Genomic DNA, 16,447 nt, shown 5'->3' with positions numbered 1-16,447 from the left:
AAGATCCTCGACCCCGCCTGGCAGTCCATCCTCGTCACCGACGACCCCCTCGCCTCCACCCTCAAGACCGAAGCCGACTGGGCCGTCAAGGCCAAGCTCCTCGACAAGCCCGACCTCACCGGCATCTACGACCTCACCCTCCTCAACAAGGTCCTCAAGGCCGCAGGCAAGCCCGAGGTCGGCGATGCCGGTCTCGGCGCCAAGTAACCCGTAGTCCAGCTATCCAAGGAGGTGACGACCATGGCCACCACTCTCGCCAAGGCCGCCGAGGGCGCGGTCGCGGAGCAGACGCACGCCGCCCGGATCGAGCACGTCTCGAAGTCCTTCTCCGGCCCGGCCGGATCGCAGCTCGTCCTGGACGACATCAGCCTCGATGTCGCTCCCGGCGAGTTCGTCACCCTCCTGGGGGCGTCGGGGTGTGGCAAATCCACCCTGCTGAACCTGGTCGCGGGTCTGGACAAGCCGTCCGCGGGGTCCATCGAGACCCCCGGCGGCCGGCCGGCGCTGATGTTCCAGGAGCACGCCCTGTTCCCCTGGCTGACGGCCGGGAAGAACATCGAGCTGGCCCTGCGGCTGCGCGGGGTGGCCAAGGCCGACCGCAGGCCCGAGGCCGAGCGCCTGCTGGAGCTGGTCCGCCTCGGCGGCGCCCACGGCAAGCGGGTCCACGAACTCTCGGGCGGCATGCGCCAGCGCGTGGCCCTCGCCCGCGCCCTCGCCCAGGACAGCCGCCTCCTCCTGATGGACGAGCCCTTCGCGGCCCTGGACGCCATCACCCGCGACGTCCTCCACGGCGAACTCACCCGCATCTGGGAAGAGACGGGCCTGTCGGTCCTCTTCGTCACCCACAACGTCCGCGAGGCCGTCCGCCTCGCCCAGCGCGTCGTCCTCCTCTCCTCCCGCCCCGGCCGGGTCGCCAAGGAGTGGAACGTCGGCATCCCGCAGCCCCGCCGCATCGAGGACGCCGACGTCGCGGAACTGTCGCTTGAGATCACTGAACACCTGCGTGGGGAGATCCGCCGCCATGGCCAGCACTGACACCACCCCCAAGGCGGCGAAGGGCGACGACCTGGCCGGCCTGGAGGCCGGCCTCGACGCCCTCGACGCGGTCCAGACGCACCGCACGCCGGTGCGCGAGGTCCTCACCAAGAAGGTCCTGCCCCCGGTCCTCGCCGTCGGCCTGGTGCTGGTGGTCTGGCAGGTCCTCGTCTCGGCGAAGGTCACCGACGAGACCAAGCTCCCCGCCCTGTCCGCCGTGTGGGACAGCCTGACCGACATGTGGCTGAAGGGCACGCTGCTCGACGTCATCTGGACCTCGGTCTCCCGCGGTCTGCTCGGCTTCCTGCTGGCGCTGGCCATCGGCACCCCGCTCGGCCTGCTCGTCGCGCGGGTGAAGTTCGTCCGCGCCGCGATCGGCCCGATCCTCCAGGGCCTGCAGTCCCTGCCGTCGGTCGCCTGGGTGCCGCCGGCGGTGCTCTGGTTCGGCCTCAACGACGCCATGATGTACACGGTGATCCTGCTGGGCGCCGTCCCGTCCATCGCCAACGGCCTCGTCTCCGGCATCGACCAGATCCCGCCGCTGTTCCTGCGGGCCGGGCGCACCCTGGGCGCCACCGGTCTGCGCGGCGCCTGGCACGTGGTCCTGCCGGCCGCCCTGCCGGGCTACGTCGCCGGCCTCAAGCAGGGCTGGGCCTTCTCCTGGCGCTCCCTGATGGCCGCCGAGATCATCGCCAGCTCCCCCGACCTCGGCCTGGGCCTCGGCCAGCTGCTGGAGAACGGCCGGAACAACATCGACCTGCCGGGTGTTTTCCTGGCGATCGTCCTGATCCTGGTCGTGGGCATCGCCATCGACCTGCTGATCTTCAGCCCGGTCGAGCGCTGGGTGCTGCGCAGCCGCGGCCTGCTGGTCAAGAACTGAGATCCGGAAATCCCATGTCCTCCCCCGCACTCCTGGTCATAGCCCACGGCAGCCGCGATCCGCGGCACGCGGCGACCGTCCGCGCCCTCGTCGGGCGGGTCCGGTCGCTGCGGCCGGGGCTCCGGGTGGAGACGGCCTTCCTCGACTTCAACGGCCCGGCCGTCTCCCAGGCCCTGGCCTCCCTGTACCTGTCGGGGGTCCGTGAGGTCGTGGCGCTGCCGCTGCTCCTCACCCGGGCCTTCCACGCCAAGGCCGACATCCCGGCGGTCCTCGCCGAGCCGGCCGTCCGGCTCCCCGACCTGTCGGTGCGGGTGGCGGACGTGCTGGGCCCCCACCCCCTCCTCGTCTCCTCACTGGAGCGGCGCCTGGCCGAGGCCGGCGTCGGCCTCACCCCGGCGGAGCGCGCGACGACCGGCGTCGTCCTCGCGTCCGCCGGTTCCTCGGACCCGGAGGCGATCGCAGTGATCGCTGAAATCGCGCGGGAGTGGCGGCTCACCGGTTGGTGTGCCGTGCGGCCTGCGTTCGCCTCCGCTGCCCTTCCCCGCACGGAGGACGCCGTACGCGCCCTCCGTGCGGAGGGCGTCCACCGCGTGGCGGTTGCCCCGTACGTCATCGCCCCGGGCTTCCTCCCGGACCGCATCGGCGCGGGCGCCCGGGCGGCGGGCGCGGACGCGGTGGCGGAGGTCCTGGGCGCGGCCCCGGAACTGGCCCGCCTGCTCCTGCACCGCTACGACACGGCGTCCCGCCCCCACACCTCGCACACCGCCCTGACGGCCTAGGCGCCGACGCACCACACGCGTGAGGGGGGCCACGGCATTTCCGCCGTGGCCCCCCTCACGTGTGTCCGCGTCCGTGTCCTAGGAGGCGTCGACCTGCCAGATCAGGCAGTCGGCGACCTTCTGCGGCTCCTTGCCGAGCAGACCGGTGAGCGTGCCGCGCAGCTCCTTGCTGCGCTGCTCCCGCACCGGCAGGACCAGGACTCCCGCCTTCCAGTACGCCAGGTCCGCACGGGCCTGGTCGCGCATCTGCGGGGTGATCTCGGCCGGGGGCTCGACGGTGCCCCAGCGCACGTCGTTCAGCAGGCTGGAGAGCATCCGCGGCTTGGCGCCGTAGATCCCGACCCGGTCGGGGCCGTCGGGGCCGTTGAAGTAGCCGCCGGCCAGCTTGAAGCCGAAGCCCGTGCTGCTCTGCCAGTGCAGGGCGGCAGCGGAGCCCGGGTCGGGGAGCGGCACCGGGACGAGCGAGTGGCCGTCCTTCACGTAGTCCTTGTAGAGGCCCTCGGTGATGAAGGCCGGGACCGGCTCGCGGTCCTTGGTGACCAGCGGGAGCGGGATGATCGGGACCAGGGCGGCCGCGACGGCGAGGTAGCCCACCGCACGGTGGTCACCGGAGCGGAAGCCACGTATGCGGTCCAGCGCGAGGGCGAGCAGCATGCCGAAGACGGGGGCGCAGACCATCGCCACCCGGCTCTCGATCACGGACTCGAGCAGCGGGAGGTGGCGCAGCAGGCGCCACGGCGCGGGCACGGTGATGCCGAACTTGTCGAGCTGCACGCTGGGGCCCAGCGACAGCACGGCCGCGGCCGCGGCGGTGAGGCCGAGCGCGCGGACGAGCGGGCGGCGCCACATCCACAGGGTGATGCCGATGGCCAGGGCCAGCAGCGGCCAGCCGTAGAAGGCGTTCTGCTCGGTCGTGTTCATCGACAGCTTGGCGGCGGTCTCCGCGTCGCCGAACAGCGAGCGCGCGGGGTACTCGCTCAGGGCGCGCAGCGGGTTGCCGGCCCCGTTGTCGCCGTGCAGCACCGAGTGGTAGCTCTGCGGTCCGAAGAACTGCCAGTACAGCGGGAAGGCGACCAGCGGTATGGAGACGGCCGCACCGATGCCGAGGCCCTTGGCCAGCGGCTTGGCCGCGGCGCGGGCGTTGTCCCGGTCGTAGCAGGCGTGGACGAGGGCGAAGATCGCCATGCCCATCGCGGCCAGGAGGAAGGGCTCCTCGCCGAGGAAGATCTGGTAGGCGGTGAACACGCCGAGCAGGACGCCGTCGCGGACCACGTTCTTGCCGGCGCACAGGCGCAGGGCCCGGTCGATGATGACCGGGATCATGAAGAGGACGACGAAGTTCGGGTGCGCGTTGGCGTGCGAGATCATCGGCGGTGCGAAGGCCGCCAGCGCGCCGCCGGCGGCGGCCGCCCAGCGGCTGTCCGTCAGCCGGCGGTGGATCAGCCAGTACCAGGCCCAGGCCGTCGCGGCGATGCCGAGGGTGAAGACCGTGGCCAGGGCGAAGGTCGGACCGAACAGCAGGGTGACCGGCGTCATCGGCACCGAGAGCCCGAGCATGACCGTGTTGGCCATCAGGTTCACGCCGTCCGGCATGTTCTGGAGGTCGGTGAACAACGGGTTCCGCAGGTGCGCGATGTTGTCGGCGGTGACGCCGAAGAACCACTCCCACTGGTTCTGGTCCTGGAGGGAGTGGGCGAGGATCGACCCGTCCAGGTCCGTCCAGAGGCCCTTGTAGAGGTAGAGCGACGCCAGCAGGTAGAGCGCGGCGACGGCGATGCCGCCCGCGTTCAGCCTCATCAGCTCGCCGAGGGTGCGCAGGTAGTCCAGCAGCTGGACCTTCGAGCCGTCCTGGTGCGCCCAGCGGACGGGTACCTCGGCGACGGGCCAGCCCTTGCGCCGGTAGTACTGGAGGATCTCCACGTCGATGGCCCAGCCGTCGAGGCGGGCGGCCCCGAACGCGGCCCGGGCCTGGTCGCCGTCGAACAGCTTGAACCCGCACTGCGTGTCGCGGATGCCGCGGACGGCCACCAGCCGGATGACCCGGTTGCCGACCCAGCCGAGGACCTCGCGCAGCACGCTCTGCTGGCGTTCGATGGCGGAGTCGCGGTGCGCGCGCGAGCCGATGGCCGCGTCCATGGACGGGTCGTCGGCGAGGGCCTGCTCCAGGCGGGCGAGTTCCTCGATCGGCGTCGCCAGGTCGGCGTCCATGATCAGTACGCGTCGGCCCAGCGAGGCGCGGACGCCCAGGCGCAGCGCGCTGCCCTTGCCGCGGTTCTGCTCCGACTGCACGAGCCGGATGCGGGGCTCGTCCGCCCCGGCCTTGAGCGCGATGGCGGCGGTCCGGTCCGGGGAGCCGTCGTCCACGACGATGATCTCCCAGGCGGCCGGGCCGCTGCCCACGTGCCCGTCGAGGTACTCCCTGACCAGTTCCAGGGTCGGCGCCAGGCGCTCTTCCTCCCGGTAGGCGGGGATGACCACGGAGAGTCCGACAGACCCGGGTCCCTGGTCGTGGGGTTCGTCCGTGATGGTGGCACCACGGGCCATGCCGTTCTGCACATTCAAGCCGTTCGTCAAGTTGGTCCGCCCATCCGCGAGGCGGCGCCGAGCCGAACGCTCCGCACGCGAAAATCGCCACCGCACGGTGGAACGATGGTGCGTGGCGTTATCGACCGCGTCTGAGCGATCATCTTCAGGCAATTGAGTTCTGTAAGCCTTTATGGTTCCAGAACAATATAGGTCAGTGCGAGGGCCGGGCTATCCCCGCCCTTCGGCCTCGTCGGCCAGCGCCGTGAGGTCGGTGATGGACATGGCGCCCGGCGGGAGGGCTTCGCGGACGAAGATGTTCGCGGCGTGGCGCAGCACGTCGTTCACCGGGGTGGGGACGCCGTGGAGGCGGCCCAGCAGGGTGATCTCCCCGTTGAGGTAGTCGGCCTCGACCGACCCCGTGCCGCGGGCCAGGCTCTGCCAGGAGGAGCCGCCGCGGACGCCGGGGGGCTGGTTGACCTTGCCGTCGCGGGCCGCGGACTGTTCGGCGTCCGAGGTGTGGGCGATGCCCGCCGCCTCGAATGCGGCCTCGCCCTCGCGGACGGCGCGCAGCAGCAGGGCCGCCTTGGCCGGGTCGGGCTCGGGGCCGGTGGTCGCCTGGATCGCGTTGCCGAGGTTGCCGAGCAGCTTGGCGTACTTCCAGCGCATCACGTCCTCGACGACGGGCGCGCCGAAGCCGGCCGTCTCCAGGTCTGCGGCGATCGCCCGGATCCGCCCGTCGGATCCGCCGGCGGCGCGGCCGAGGTGGAGGATGCCGGTCAGGGGGGTGCAGAGCGCGGAGACCACGCCCGGTTCCAGGAAGCTGGCGGGGAGCCAGAGGCAGACCCCGTAGACGCGGGCGAAGCGGCGCAGGGCCAGGCGCTCGCTCTCGACGCCGTTCTGCGCGCACAGCAGGGGCAGCCGCTGGGCGGCGGTGCCGCCGCCGCTGACCTCGGCGGCGCCCCAGGTGTCGAGGGCGGCGACCGCGTCCTGGGTCTTCACGGTCAGCAGCAGGACGTCGTCGGGGCGCAGGGCGCCGAGCTCGTCCGGCCGCGTGGCCACGGGGAGGCGGTGGACGCGCTCCCCGTCGGCGGTGGTGAGCCTCAGGCCGTCGGTGCGCAGGGCTTCGGCGTGGGCGCCGCGGGCGACGAGGACGACCTCGCGGCCCGCCGCCGCGAGCCGGCCGCCGATGGTCGCGCCGACCGCTCCGGCGCCGATGATGATGTAACGCATACCCAGAGCCTGGCACACCGTGCGCCGGGGGTTGCCGTCGGGCCGTGGCGGAGCCGGCGGCGGTGCTCAGTCCGCGGTGAGTTCGACGAGCTTGGCGACGGTGTTCCAGTTGCGGGTGGTCGCGTCGACGCCCTTGAGGAGGGACGGCTTGTGGAGGGCCGCTCCCAGGTCGGAGCTGCCGAGGCCGCCCGGGGCGTAGAGATAGAGGACGCGGTCGCCCAGGCGGTACTCCTCGGGGAGGTAGGCGGCGGGGTCGAGGGCGGCGAACCGCTCGGGGGCGGGCTGCTCCGAGAGGAAGGTGGCGTGCAGCTGCCGGCCCTCCAGTTCGGCGGCGGGGAAGGGGCAGGCCTCGGCGACGGCGCGCAGGTAGGCGCCGTCGACGACGAGGCACTTCACCGGGAAGCCGAAGCGGGCCTCGATGGCCGCCTCCAGCTCCCGGGCGAGGGCGGCGGGGTCGCGGCTCTCGCTGGTGAAGACGGCGTTGCCGCTCTGCAGGTAGGTGCGCACGTCGCCGTGGCCGAGCCCCTCCAGTACGGAGCGCAGGTCCGCCATGGGGACCTTCTTGTTCCCGCCGACGTTGATGCCGCGCAGCAGCGCCGCGTACTTCTTGGCCGGGGCTTCGGTCTTCGTCATGGCTGCACCCTAGGCCTTCTCTTCGAGGGCGGCTTCGATGAGGTCGGCGGCCTGCCGGGTGCCGCCCTCGGCGGCCATGCCGGCGCGGATCTCCTCGGCGCGGACGGCGACCCGCGGGTCGGCGAGCAGTCCGAGGACGGCGGCGCGCAGGGTGGCGGCGTCGGCCTCCTCCATGGGGACGTGCCGGGCCACGCCGAGGGAGGCCAGCATGTCGGCGTTGCCGAACTGGTCGACGGCCTGGGGGACCGCGACCATGGGGGTCCCGGTGGCCAGGCCCTCCCGGCTGCCGCCCGCGCCGGCGTGGGTGATGAAGGCGTCGGCCTGGCGCAGGACGTCCAGCTGGGGGACCCAGCGGTGGACCTCGGCGTTGGCGGGGACCTCGCCGAGTTCGGCCTCGTCGGTGAACCTGCCGATCTGGAGGACGAGGTGCCAGTCGGGCAGGTTCCCGAAGGCCTGGAGGCAGGCTCGGTAGAAGGCGGGCTGGTGGGTGAAGGTGGATCCGAGCGAGACGAGCAGGACCTTCTTCCCCTCGGCGGCGGCCGGGCGCCGCCAGGTGCCCCGGGTGGCACCGCGGTCTCCCTGGCAGGAGCCGACGAAGGTGTGGACGGAGGTGTCGACCCGGTCGGCGTTCGGCTGGAGGGCGCGCGGGATCAGGACGATGCTGCGGCGCGGCCGGCCGACGAACCGGTCGGGGTCCTCGTCGATGCCGTTCTCGTCGAGCCAGGCGCGGAAGCGGGCGTAGTAGGCCCTGCCCCGTTCGCTCGCGCGCAGCTCGGCGGTCATGGGGGCGGCGACCTCCTCCTCGTATCCCTCCCAGGCGACCAGGTTGGGGGAGAGGGAGATCGCGGGGACCTCCCAGCGGTGGGCGAGGACGCGGGCCGGGTAGGCGGTGATGTCGTGGAGGACGAGGTCCGGTTCGTCGCCCTCGAAGGCGGCCGCGAGCTGCGGGAGGGCCTGGACGGCGTCGTTCAGGAAGGGCTCGATGTTGTCGATGAGCTCGGTGCCCCAGGCCTCCGGCTCGTCCTCGGTGGGCAGGACGGACCTCCAGACCACCGGGGTGGCGCCGGTCTCGGCGATCTTCTCGGCGAAGGGGGCGGGGATGGCGTAGCTGACGCGGTGGCCCCTGGCGACGAGTTCCCGGATCACTTCGATGCTCGGGTTCACGTGCCCGGGGGCGGCGATGGAGAACATGGCGATGTGTGCGGCTTCGGCTGAGGTCATGGGAGCGAGATTAGCGAGACGAGACGTCTCGTGCAATGTATTTCGACGGCAGCGGGATGCGAGACTGGGCGCGTTCACGATCACGGGCGAAGGACGGAACGAGCGCATGGACGAGGCACGGGCCAGGGACGTACTGACGCGAGCCGGTCTCACCGGACCGGCCGAGCTGCTCTCCTTCGGCGAGAACGCCGTCTTCGCCCTCGGGGACCTGGTCGTCAAGGTCGGCCGCGAGGCGGGGCTGCTGGCGCGGGCCGAACGGGAGCTGGCCGTCGCCGGCTGGCTCGCCGACTCCGGCGTCCCGGCGGTCCGCGCCGCCGAGCCCGCGCCCCGGCTGGCCGACGGACACCCCGTGACCCTGTGGCACCGGCTCCCCGACGCGGTCCGCCCCGCCGGCCCGGAGGACCTCGCGGCGCTCCTGCGGCCCCTGCACGCACTGCCCGCCCCGCCCGTCCCGCTGCCCGCCCGGGACCTCCTCGGCGGGGTCGAGCGCTGGCTGCGCCTGGCCGGGGAGGCCGTCGACCCCGAGGACGCGGCCTTCCTGCGGGCCCGCCGCGACGCCTACGCCGGCGAGGTGGCCGCCCTCACCCCGCACCTCGCCCCCGGCCCGATCCACGGCGACGCCCTGCCCCGCAACGTCCACGTCGGCCCGGACGGGCCGGTCCTGGTCGACCTGGAGACGGTCTCGGCCGACCTGCGCGAGCACGACCTGGTGGTGATGGCCCTGTCCCGCGACCGGTACGGGCTGCCCGCCGCCGACTACGAGGCCTTCACCGCCGCCTACGGCTGGGACGTCCGGGAATGGGAGGGCTGCGCCCTGCTGCGCGGCGCCCGCGAGACGGCCAGCTGCGCCTGGGTCGCCCAGCACGCCCCGGCCAACCCGAAGGCCCTCGCCGAGTTCCGCCGCCGCGTGGCCTCCCTGCGCGACGGCGACCCGGAAGTGCGCTGGTACCCCTTCTAATGGACGTGAAGCTGCACCTCACCGTCCATGAGGCCCGGCGCGGAACGGAGGCCTTCCGCGTCGTGCGCCCGGCCCGGCCGCCGGAGCACGCCGCGCTGTTCGACGACGCCTGGTGGCTGAACGCCGAGGTCGACCGGGACGCGGCCCTGCTCATGGCGGGGCTGTGGACCCTGGCGGCCACCTCGCCCCGCACCCTGGTCCACCTGCCGCTGCGCGGCCCCACCCCGCCCGCGGGCTCCCGCCGGCTGGACCTCGTCCTGCTGCACCACTCCCTCCAGCTGGCGCCCTCCCGCTGGAAGGAGCTGCGCGGCCGGCTCTCCCCGGGCCGCCCCCGGACCGTGGAGGTGTCGCTCACCGAGCCCGCCGAGGAGGAGTACGCGACCCTGCACCACGCGGACGACCGCGACCACTTCCACCAGAGCGTCCACTCCGAGACCCTGTTCATGACGGGCAGCGCCCGCCCCTTCCGGCTCGGCGCCGCGGCCTTCCTCGACGTGGCCCGGCGCGGCCCCGCGTACGTGGACCCCCACCCGGACCGCGCCTACAACTGCCGCCACTACTGCGCCACCGTCCGCTGCGCCCCCCGCGCGCGCGACATCCACGTCCAGTACCGAGAACCCCCCGCGCCCCGCGAAGGACTTCAGCCGTGACCCCCGCAAGCACCCCGCCGGCGCCCTTCGTCCACCGGATCACCAAGTACGACCCCGCCGACCGCAACGAGCACGGCCACTACACCGGCACCGAGGAGGCGGTCAGCGACCACGGGCCGGTCGAGGCGGCCTACCTGGCGGCGGTCGCCGCCTTCGCCGAGGAGAGCGGCGTCGACCGCCTGGCGGTGCGCGAACCGGGGGTCGCCGGCCTCGCGTGGTTCGGGCTGGAACCGGCCATCCGGGGCCACGGGCTCGCCGGGCTCTTCCCGTCCGAGCTGACCGTCTGGCCGGACCTCTCCCCCGACGTGGGGGCGGTCCTCGCCGGACTGCCCGGGGACGACATGGTCGAGTTCGTCTGGGAGGACGGGGACGGGGTGATCACCGGCGTGAACGTCGACGAGACCGAACACCGGGAGCTCGCCCGCCTGGTCGCCGGGGCCCGCGCCGCCGCCGTTCTGCCCCTGTCCGTCGACGAACGCGTTCCGCTGCTCGCCGCCGTCCTGCCCGACGCGGACGGCGTCCTGCGCGCCCGGTGGCGGACCGAACCGGTGCCGGACGTGCGGCCCTGGACGCGCCTGAAGAGCCTGGACCCCGGGACGGTCTGCACGGCCGCGCTCGGCCCCACCGGCCCCGGCCCTCGGGAGCGCTGGCACGCCTTGCCGCCCTCGGGCGGTACGGGGGTCAGCGCCTGCGGGGTATGAGCGGCCAGGCCGGCTCGACGACCGCCGCCGGGTCCGCGGTGCGCCGCAGGTAGGCCTGCAGGGAGACCGACTGTTCGGCCGCCGCGCGCACCTGGAGGTCGTGCAGGTCGGCCGGCGGCATCAGCCCGACGGGCCGGTGCCGGCGCGCCAGGCTGCGCACCACGCGGGCGGCGGCCACGGCGTCGGCCCGCGCGTCGTGCGCGTCGTCGAGCGGCACCCCGTAGTGGTCGCACAGCGCGTACAGGGCCCGCTTGCCCTTGCGGTACTTGTCCACGTGCTTGTCGATCACCAGCGGGTCGATGACGGGCCGGGGCGCGCCGCCCAGCCGCTCGCTGACCGACTCCACCCCGTGGCGCAGGCACTCCCGGTCCAGCAGGGACAGGTCGTAGCGCGCGTTCATCACCACCAGGGGCGTCCCCTGCCGCAGCCCCTCGGCGACGGCCCGCGCGATCTCCTCGACGGCCGGCGCCGCCGGCGCCCCGTGCGCCCGGGCGTGCTCCGTCGATATGCCGTGGATCGCCGACGCCTGCTCGGGTATGGCCACCCCGGGGTCGAGCAGCCAGGTCCGCTCCCGGGAGACGGACCCGTCCGTCTCGATCCGGACGACCGCCGCCGTGACGATGCGGTCGGTCTCCACATCGGTGCCGGTGGTCTCCAGGTCGAAGGCCGTCAGCGGCCCGTCCGGCCAGCTCATCGGACGGCCCCCGCCACGGCCCGCACTCCCCCGTACCACGCCTCCATGACGCGCCCCTCCCCCGTATTTCCGGTCGACGCGTTTCAGCCTGCCACGAGGCACTGACACCGGTGGCGGCCACCCCCCGCGGGCCGCCCGCCGCCGCGCTCAGGAGACCGGCCGGGAGTCCTCCCACACCGACTCGAACTCCTCGCGGTAGGTCTGGAACAGCCCGTGGTCCGCGTCCTTCGGGACCCCCCGCCCGCCCCCGCGCAGCACCAGCACGGGCGCCTCCATGCCCCGGGCCCGCCGCAGGTACGACTGGACCACCGCGATGCCCGAGGACTGGCCCTCCACCAGGTAGGCGGTGAAGCGCGGGGTCTCGTCGAAGACGTGGATGTCGAACCGCGAGGGGTCCGTCAGCCCCGCCCGCACCCGGCGCACGTGCAGGATGTTCATCTCCACCGACCGGCTCAGCTCGCCCTTGCGCAGCCCCAGCTCGCGCTCGCGCCGCTTGACGGCGCTGCTCGCCGGGTTCAGGAACAGCAGCCGCACCCGGCAGCCCGCCTCGGACAGCCGCACCAGCCGGCGGCCGGAGAAGTTCTGCACCAGCAGGTTGAGGCCTATGCCGATCGCGTCGAGCCGCCGCGCGCCCCCGAACAGGTCCTCCGCCGGCAGCTGCCGCTGGAGCCGCACCCGGTCGGGGTGGACCGAGATGACGTCCGCGTACCGGTCCCCGACGAGGTCCTCGACGGCGTCGATCGGCAGCCGGTCCGCCGACGGGCTGCCCGAGCCCGCGCCCAGCACCTCCAGCAGCCGCGCCGAGGCACGCTCCGCCTGCTCCAGCACCGGCCGCGACAGCGCCCGGTTGCGGGAGACCACGTTGCGGGTGACCTCCAGCTCGTCGAGGGCCAGCTCGATCTCGCGCCGGTCGTCGAAGTACGGCTCGAAGCACGGCCAGTGCTGGACCATCAGCTCCCGCAGCTGGGGCAGCGTCAGGAAGCTCAGCACGTTGTCGTCGGCCGGATCGAGGAGGTAGCCCTTGCGCCGGCTCACCTCGCGCACCGCCACCGCCCGCTGCACCCACTCCTGCCCGGCGGGACCGGCGGCCGCGACCACCCAGTCGTCCCCGCCGTGCACGGGCTCGTAGACGGGCCGCAGCACGGCGCCGACCACCGACCGCAGCCGCTGCTCGATGAGATTCAGCCAGATGTACGCACGGCCCGCGCGCTGGGCCCGGGTGCGGACCTCGCTCCACGCGTCCGCGCTCCAGTCCAGCTCCGCCCCGGCGCGCACCTCCCCGTCCGCCGGCTGGGCCAGCGAGACCGCCGCCCCGGCCGCCGCCGCTCCCGGCACACCGCCTGGGGCGTCCGCCTGGCCGCCCTCGTGGCCGCTGTCACCAGGGGGCAGCTCCAGACCTCCCGAGCTCACTCGTGCACCGCCTTCTGCGTCCGGACGCCCGTCTCCAGTGATCACGGAAGGGTACTCCGCGCGCGCGGCCCGATGCAGCCCGAAGCCGGCCGAGGTGACCCTACCCACCCTGGTGCGACTGTCCGTTGGACCATTATGTGATGCCCCGACGGTCCGGAGATCCGCATATCAGCTCTCCGGTTCACCCGGCAGGAGCATCCCAAGTCCACGCGTGCGGACCCTCTTTCGGGGAAGATTCGGCAGAGACGTGATCCGCGCCGGACCGACCGGACCAGGATGGAAAGAGTCGTTGCTGATGCAGGTCTGGCCGGGACAGGCGTATCCGCTGGGTGCCACGTACGACGGCGCCGGCACCAACTTCGCGGTGTACTCGGAGGCCGCGCGCCGCATCGAACTGTGCCTGCTGCACGACGACGGCTCCGAGACCGCCGTCGAACTGCGCGAGACGGACGCCTTCGTCCGCCACGCCTACCTCCCCGGGGTGATGCCCGGCCAGCGGTACGGGTTCCGCGTGCACGGCCCGTACGAGCCCGAGCGCGGGCTGCGCTGCAACGCGGCGAAGCTGCTGCTGGACCCGTACGCGCGGGCGATCAGCGGGCGGATCGGCTGGGGCGAGGAGGTCTACGGCTACCACTTCGGCCGGCCCGACTCCCGCAACGACCTGGACTCCGCCCCGCACACGATGAGTTCGGTGGTGGTGAACCCGTACTTCGACTGGGCCAACGACCGGCCACCGCGCCACGAGTACCACCACACCGTGCTCTACGAGGCCCACGTCAAGGGCCTGACCATGCGTCACCCCGACCTCCCGGAGGAGCTGCGCGGCACCTACGGGGCGCTCGCGCACCCGGCGGTCATCAGCCACCTGGTGAAGCTCGGGGTGACGGCGCTGGAGCTGATGCCCGTACACCAGTACGTCAACGACCACCGGCTCGCCAACGACGGGCTGAGCAACTACTGGGGCTACAACACCATCGGCTTCTTCGCCCCGCACAACGGCTACGCCTCCGGCGACCGGGGCCAGCAGGTGCTGGAGTTCAAGTCGGCGGTGCGGGCGCTGCACGAGGCCGGGATCGAGGTGATCCTGGACGTGGTCTACAACCACACCGCCGAGGGCAACCACCTGGGCCCCACCCTCTCCTTCCGGGGGCTGGACAACGCCTCCTACTACCGGCTCGCCGACGACCCCCGGCACTACACGGACACCACCGGGACCGGCAACTCGCTGCTGATGCGCTCCCCGCACGTGCTCCAGCTGATCATGGACTCGCTGCGGTACTGGGTGACCGAGATGCACGTGGACGGCTTCCGCTTCGACCTCGCGGCCACCCTGGCCCGGCAGTTCCACGAGGTCGACCGGCTGTCCTCGTTCTTCGACCTGGTCCAGCAGGACCCGGTGGTCAGCCAGGTGAAGCTGATCGCGGAGCCCTGGGACCTGGGCGAGGGCGGCTACCAGGTGGGCAACTTCCCGCCGCTGTGGACCGAGTGGAACGGCAAGTACCGCGACACCGTACGGGACCTGTGGCGCGGGCAGCCGCGCACGCTCGCGGAGTTCGCGGGCCGGCTGACGGGCTCCTCCGACCTCTACCAGGACGACGGCCGCCGCCCGCTGGCCTCCATCAACTTCACCACCTGCCACGACGGCTTCACCCTCAACGACCTGGTCTCGTACGACGAGAAGCACAACGAGGCCAACCGGGAGGGCAACCGGGACGGCGAGACCCACAACCGGTCCTGGAACTGCGGGGTCGAGGGTCCGACGGAGGACCCGGCGGTCCTGGAGCTGCGCGAGCGGCAGATGCGCAACTTCACCGCCACGCTGATGCTCTCCCAGGGCGTGCCGATGCTCAGCCACGGCGACGAGTTCGCCCGTTCCCAGGACGGCAACAACAACGCCTACTGCCAGGACAACGAGCTGTCCTGGCTGACCTGGCCCGAGCCGGGCAAACCCCCGCCCCCGCTGCTGGAGTTCACCCGCCGGATGGTGTGGCTGCGCCGGGACCACCCGGTGTTCCGGCGGCGCCGCTTCTTCCACGGGCGGCCGGTGGAGGGCACGCACGACGAGCTCTCCGACATCGCGTGGTTCACCCCGCACGGCGAGGAGATGCGGGCCCGGGACTGGCAGGCGCAGCACGCCCGGGCCCTGACGGTGTTCCTCAACGGGGAGGCGATCTCCGAGCCCGGTTCGCGCGGGGAGCGGATCACCGACGACTCGTTCCTGCTGATGTTCAACGCCGGCGCCGACCCGCAGGAGTTCACCGTCCCGGCCGGGCACGGCGCCCGGTGGCGGCTGGTCGTGGACACGGCGCGGGCCGAGGTGCCGCCGCCCGGCACCGGTCCGCAGTACGCGGCCGGGGACCGGGTGGCGCTGACGGGCCGCTGCCTGGCGGTGCTTCAGCGCCCCGCATAGCCGCTGGCGCTGCCCGAGGCCCCCCGGCCCTCGGGGGAGGCGGTGCGCTGCGCGGGGATGAACGCCTTGACGGGGGCTCCTGCGGGGGCCGCCGGCGGGGCGGCCTCCCCGGGACGGGCCGACGGCACCCGGGTGACCAGGGCGGTCGTCAGGCACAGCGCGGCCGCCCCCACGGCGACGGCGAAGGCCCCGGCGGGCCCGTACGCCTCGGCGAGCCGGCCGGAGACGGCCAGCGCCACGGCCTGCCCGGCCACCAGCGAACTCGCCGCGAAGGCCATGGACTCGGCGAGCCGCGAGGGCTCCACCACCCGCTCGGTGAGCGCGAAGGCGGTGATCAGGTGCGGGGCGTAGGCGGCCCCGAGGACGGTCACGACCGCGTACAGCGGCCACAGGGTCTCGGTGAACAGCAGCGGCACCGACAGCACCAGCGCCGCGCCCGTCGCCACCCGCCAGCGCAGCCGCAGTCCGAAGCGGGCGGGCAGCGCTCCGAGCCCGAGGCCCACGGCCGCGCTGACGACGCCCATCGCGGCGTACACGATCCCGGCCTGGCCCGGCACGCCCAACCGGGCGGTGAGGGCGGCGATTCCGGCCTGGCAGGCGCCGAACATGGCTCCCTGGAGGGCGAGGGAGCCGCGCACGGCGTGCACCACGCGGGGCTGCCGGGGCGCCCGTACGCCCTCGGCGCGGGCCCGCGCGGGGCTGCCGGCGGTGACGGCGGCGGTGGGGTGCAGGGCGTAGGCGGTGCCGAAGACGGCGACGAGGGCGGCCGCCCCGCCGAGGGCGACGGCGGGGTGCAGGACGAGCGCGGCGAGGCCGACGAGGGCCGGCCCGAAGACGAAGGAGACCTCGTCGAGGGTGCCTTCGAGCGAGTGCACGGTCCCCACCACGCCCTCGCCGGCCTTCGCCCGGTGCGCGAGGGCCACGGAGCGGGTCCGGGCGAGCGGCCCGATCAGTGGTACGGAGGCCCCGGCGACGGCGCCGACGGCGGCGAGCGCGGGGGTGGCCAGGCCCGCGAGGGCCCCGGCGACGAGGGCGGTGGTGGCCACGGCGTTGACCGCCGCCGCGGCGAGGACCACGGGCCGCTGCCCGTGCCGGTCGGCGAGCCGGCCCAGGACGGGCCCGAAGACCACCTGGCCGGCGGAGAGGGCGCCGCCGACGATGCCGGCGGTGGCGAGGGAGCCGCTCGTCTCGGACACCAGCAGGACGCTCCCGAACTGGGACATCGCGACGGGCAGTCGGGCGAAGAACGAGATGACGGGGAGGAGGGGCCCGGTCAGGGCGATGACGTTTCGGTAGGTACTGACGGTTGAAACCACTTGA

Annotated in this window: 14 protein-coding genes and 1 pseudogene; 8 read left to right on the top strand and 7 right to left on the bottom strand. The window is 73.5% G+C overall.

Annotated elements, in window-relative coordinates; all coding sequences use genetic code 11:
- The 4 genes and pseudogenes from AB0O29_RS23005 to AB0O29_RS22990 all read left to right on the top strand — a co-directional run.
- Positions 1-207 (top strand): annotated as a pseudogene (locus AB0O29_RS23005) (sulfate ABC transporter substrate-binding protein); the annotation flags it as partial.
- Between the two features lie 24 nt (positions 208-231).
- Positions 232-1,035, top strand: a complete 804-nt coding sequence (locus tag AB0O29_RS23000) for an ABC transporter ATP-binding protein (protein WP_365154165.1) — start codon at positions 232-234, stop codon at positions 1,033-1,035.
- Positions 1,022-1,915: an ABC transporter permease subunit gene (locus tag AB0O29_RS22995; protein ID WP_365154163.1), complete on the top strand. Its 894-nt coding sequence runs from the start codon at positions 1,022-1,024 to the stop codon at positions 1,913-1,915. The genes AB0O29_RS23000 and AB0O29_RS22995 overlap by 14 nt, the downstream gene beginning before the upstream one ends.
- Before the next feature lie 14 nt (positions 1,916-1,929).
- The gene (locus AB0O29_RS22990; RefSeq protein ID WP_365154161.1) at positions 1,930-2,694 is read left to right on the top strand and encodes a sirohydrochlorin chelatase; all 765 of its coding nucleotides are present in this window, start codon (positions 1,930-1,932) and stop codon (positions 2,692-2,694) included.
- A 78-nt stretch (positions 2,695-2,772) separates the two neighbouring features.
- On the opposite strand, the gene AB0O29_RS22985 is transcribed toward AB0O29_RS22990, so the two are convergent.
- The 4 genes from AB0O29_RS22985 to mgt form a co-directional block, all read right to left on the bottom strand.
- Positions 2,773-5,238 carry a dolichyl-phosphate beta-glucosyltransferase gene (locus AB0O29_RS22985; RefSeq protein ID WP_365154159.1) on the bottom strand — a complete coding sequence of 822 codons (2,466 nt, stop codon included), beginning with the start codon at positions 5,236-5,238 and terminating at the stop codon, positions 2,773-2,775.
- A 210-nt stretch (positions 5,239-5,448) separates the two neighbouring features.
- Positions 5,449-6,450, bottom strand: a complete 1,002-nt coding sequence (locus tag AB0O29_RS22980) for a 2-dehydropantoate 2-reductase N-terminal domain-containing protein (RefSeq protein ID WP_365154157.1) — start codon at positions 6,448-6,450, stop codon at positions 5,449-5,451.
- A 66-nt stretch (positions 6,451-6,516) separates the two neighbouring features.
- Positions 6,517-7,083 carry a DUF1697 domain-containing protein gene (locus tag AB0O29_RS22975; protein WP_365154155.1) on the bottom strand — a complete coding sequence of 189 codons (567 nt, stop codon included), beginning with the start codon at positions 7,081-7,083 and terminating at the stop codon, positions 6,517-6,519.
- A 9-nt stretch (positions 7,084-7,092) separates the two neighbouring features.
- Entirely contained in the window at positions 7,093-8,412 is a 1,320-nt protein-coding gene (gene mgt, locus AB0O29_RS22970) for a macrolide-inactivating glycosyltransferase (RefSeq protein WP_365154154.1), read from the bottom strand.
- Here mgt and AB0O29_RS22965 point away from each other — a divergent pair.
- From AB0O29_RS22965 to AB0O29_RS22955, 3 genes are read left to right on the top strand one after another with little or no spacing between them, the layout of a single operon-like run.
- Positions 8,411-9,262 carry an aminoglycoside phosphotransferase family protein gene (locus AB0O29_RS22965; RefSeq protein ID WP_365154152.1) on the top strand — a complete coding sequence of 284 codons (852 nt, stop codon included), beginning with the start codon at positions 8,411-8,413 and terminating at the stop codon, positions 9,260-9,262. The two genes, mgt and AB0O29_RS22965, sit on opposite strands and share 2 nt — an antisense overlap.
- The gene (locus AB0O29_RS22960; RefSeq protein WP_365154150.1) at positions 9,262-9,912 is read left to right on the top strand and encodes a hypothetical protein; all 651 of its coding nucleotides are present in this window, start codon (positions 9,262-9,264) and stop codon (positions 9,910-9,912) included. Before AB0O29_RS22965 ends, AB0O29_RS22960 begins: the two co-directional genes overlap by 1 nt.
- Entirely contained in the window at positions 9,909-10,613 is a 705-nt protein-coding gene (locus AB0O29_RS22955) for a hypothetical protein (RefSeq protein WP_365154148.1), read from the top strand. Before AB0O29_RS22960 ends, AB0O29_RS22955 begins: the two co-directional genes overlap by 4 nt.
- On the opposite strand, the gene AB0O29_RS22950 is transcribed toward AB0O29_RS22955, so the two are convergent.
- Both AB0O29_RS22950 and AB0O29_RS22945 read right to left on the bottom strand, forming a co-directional pair.
- Positions 10,594-11,307, bottom strand: coding sequence for a 3'-5' exonuclease (locus tag AB0O29_RS22950; RefSeq protein WP_365154146.1), 714 nt, complete (start codon positions 11,305-11,307; stop codon positions 10,594-10,596). The genes AB0O29_RS22955 and AB0O29_RS22950 overlap by 20 nt on opposite strands.
- A gap of 147 nt (positions 11,308-11,454) precedes the next feature.
- The gene (locus tag AB0O29_RS22945) at positions 11,455-12,717 is read right to left on the bottom strand and encodes an SAV2148 family HEPN domain-containing protein (protein WP_365154145.1); all 1,263 of its coding nucleotides are present in this window, start codon (positions 12,715-12,717) and stop codon (positions 11,455-11,457) included.
- A gap of 295 nt (positions 12,718-13,012) precedes the next feature.
- Here AB0O29_RS22945 and glgX point away from each other — a divergent pair, with 295 nt between their 5' ends.
- The gene (gene glgX, locus AB0O29_RS22940) at positions 13,013-15,127 is read left to right on the top strand and encodes a glycogen debranching protein GlgX (protein ID WP_365154143.1); all 2,115 of its coding nucleotides are present in this window, start codon (positions 13,013-13,015) and stop codon (positions 15,125-15,127) included.
- Here glgX and AB0O29_RS22935 read toward each other — a convergent pair.
- Positions 15,112-16,443: an MFS transporter gene (locus AB0O29_RS22935; RefSeq protein ID WP_365154142.1), complete on the bottom strand. Its 1,332-nt coding sequence runs from the start codon at positions 16,441-16,443 to the stop codon at positions 15,112-15,114. The two genes, glgX and AB0O29_RS22935, sit on opposite strands and share 16 nt — an antisense overlap.
- Between the last annotated feature and the right edge of the window lie 4 nt (positions 16,444-16,447).

The organism is Streptomyces sp. NPDC089915, assembly GCF_040684675.1.
In the GTDB taxonomy this organism is placed as follows: domain Bacteria; phylum Actinomycetota; class Actinomycetes; order Streptomycetales; family Streptomycetaceae; genus Streptomyces.
Note: the sequence above shows the minus strand (reverse complement) of the source record. Positions and strands in the feature narration are given on the sequence as shown.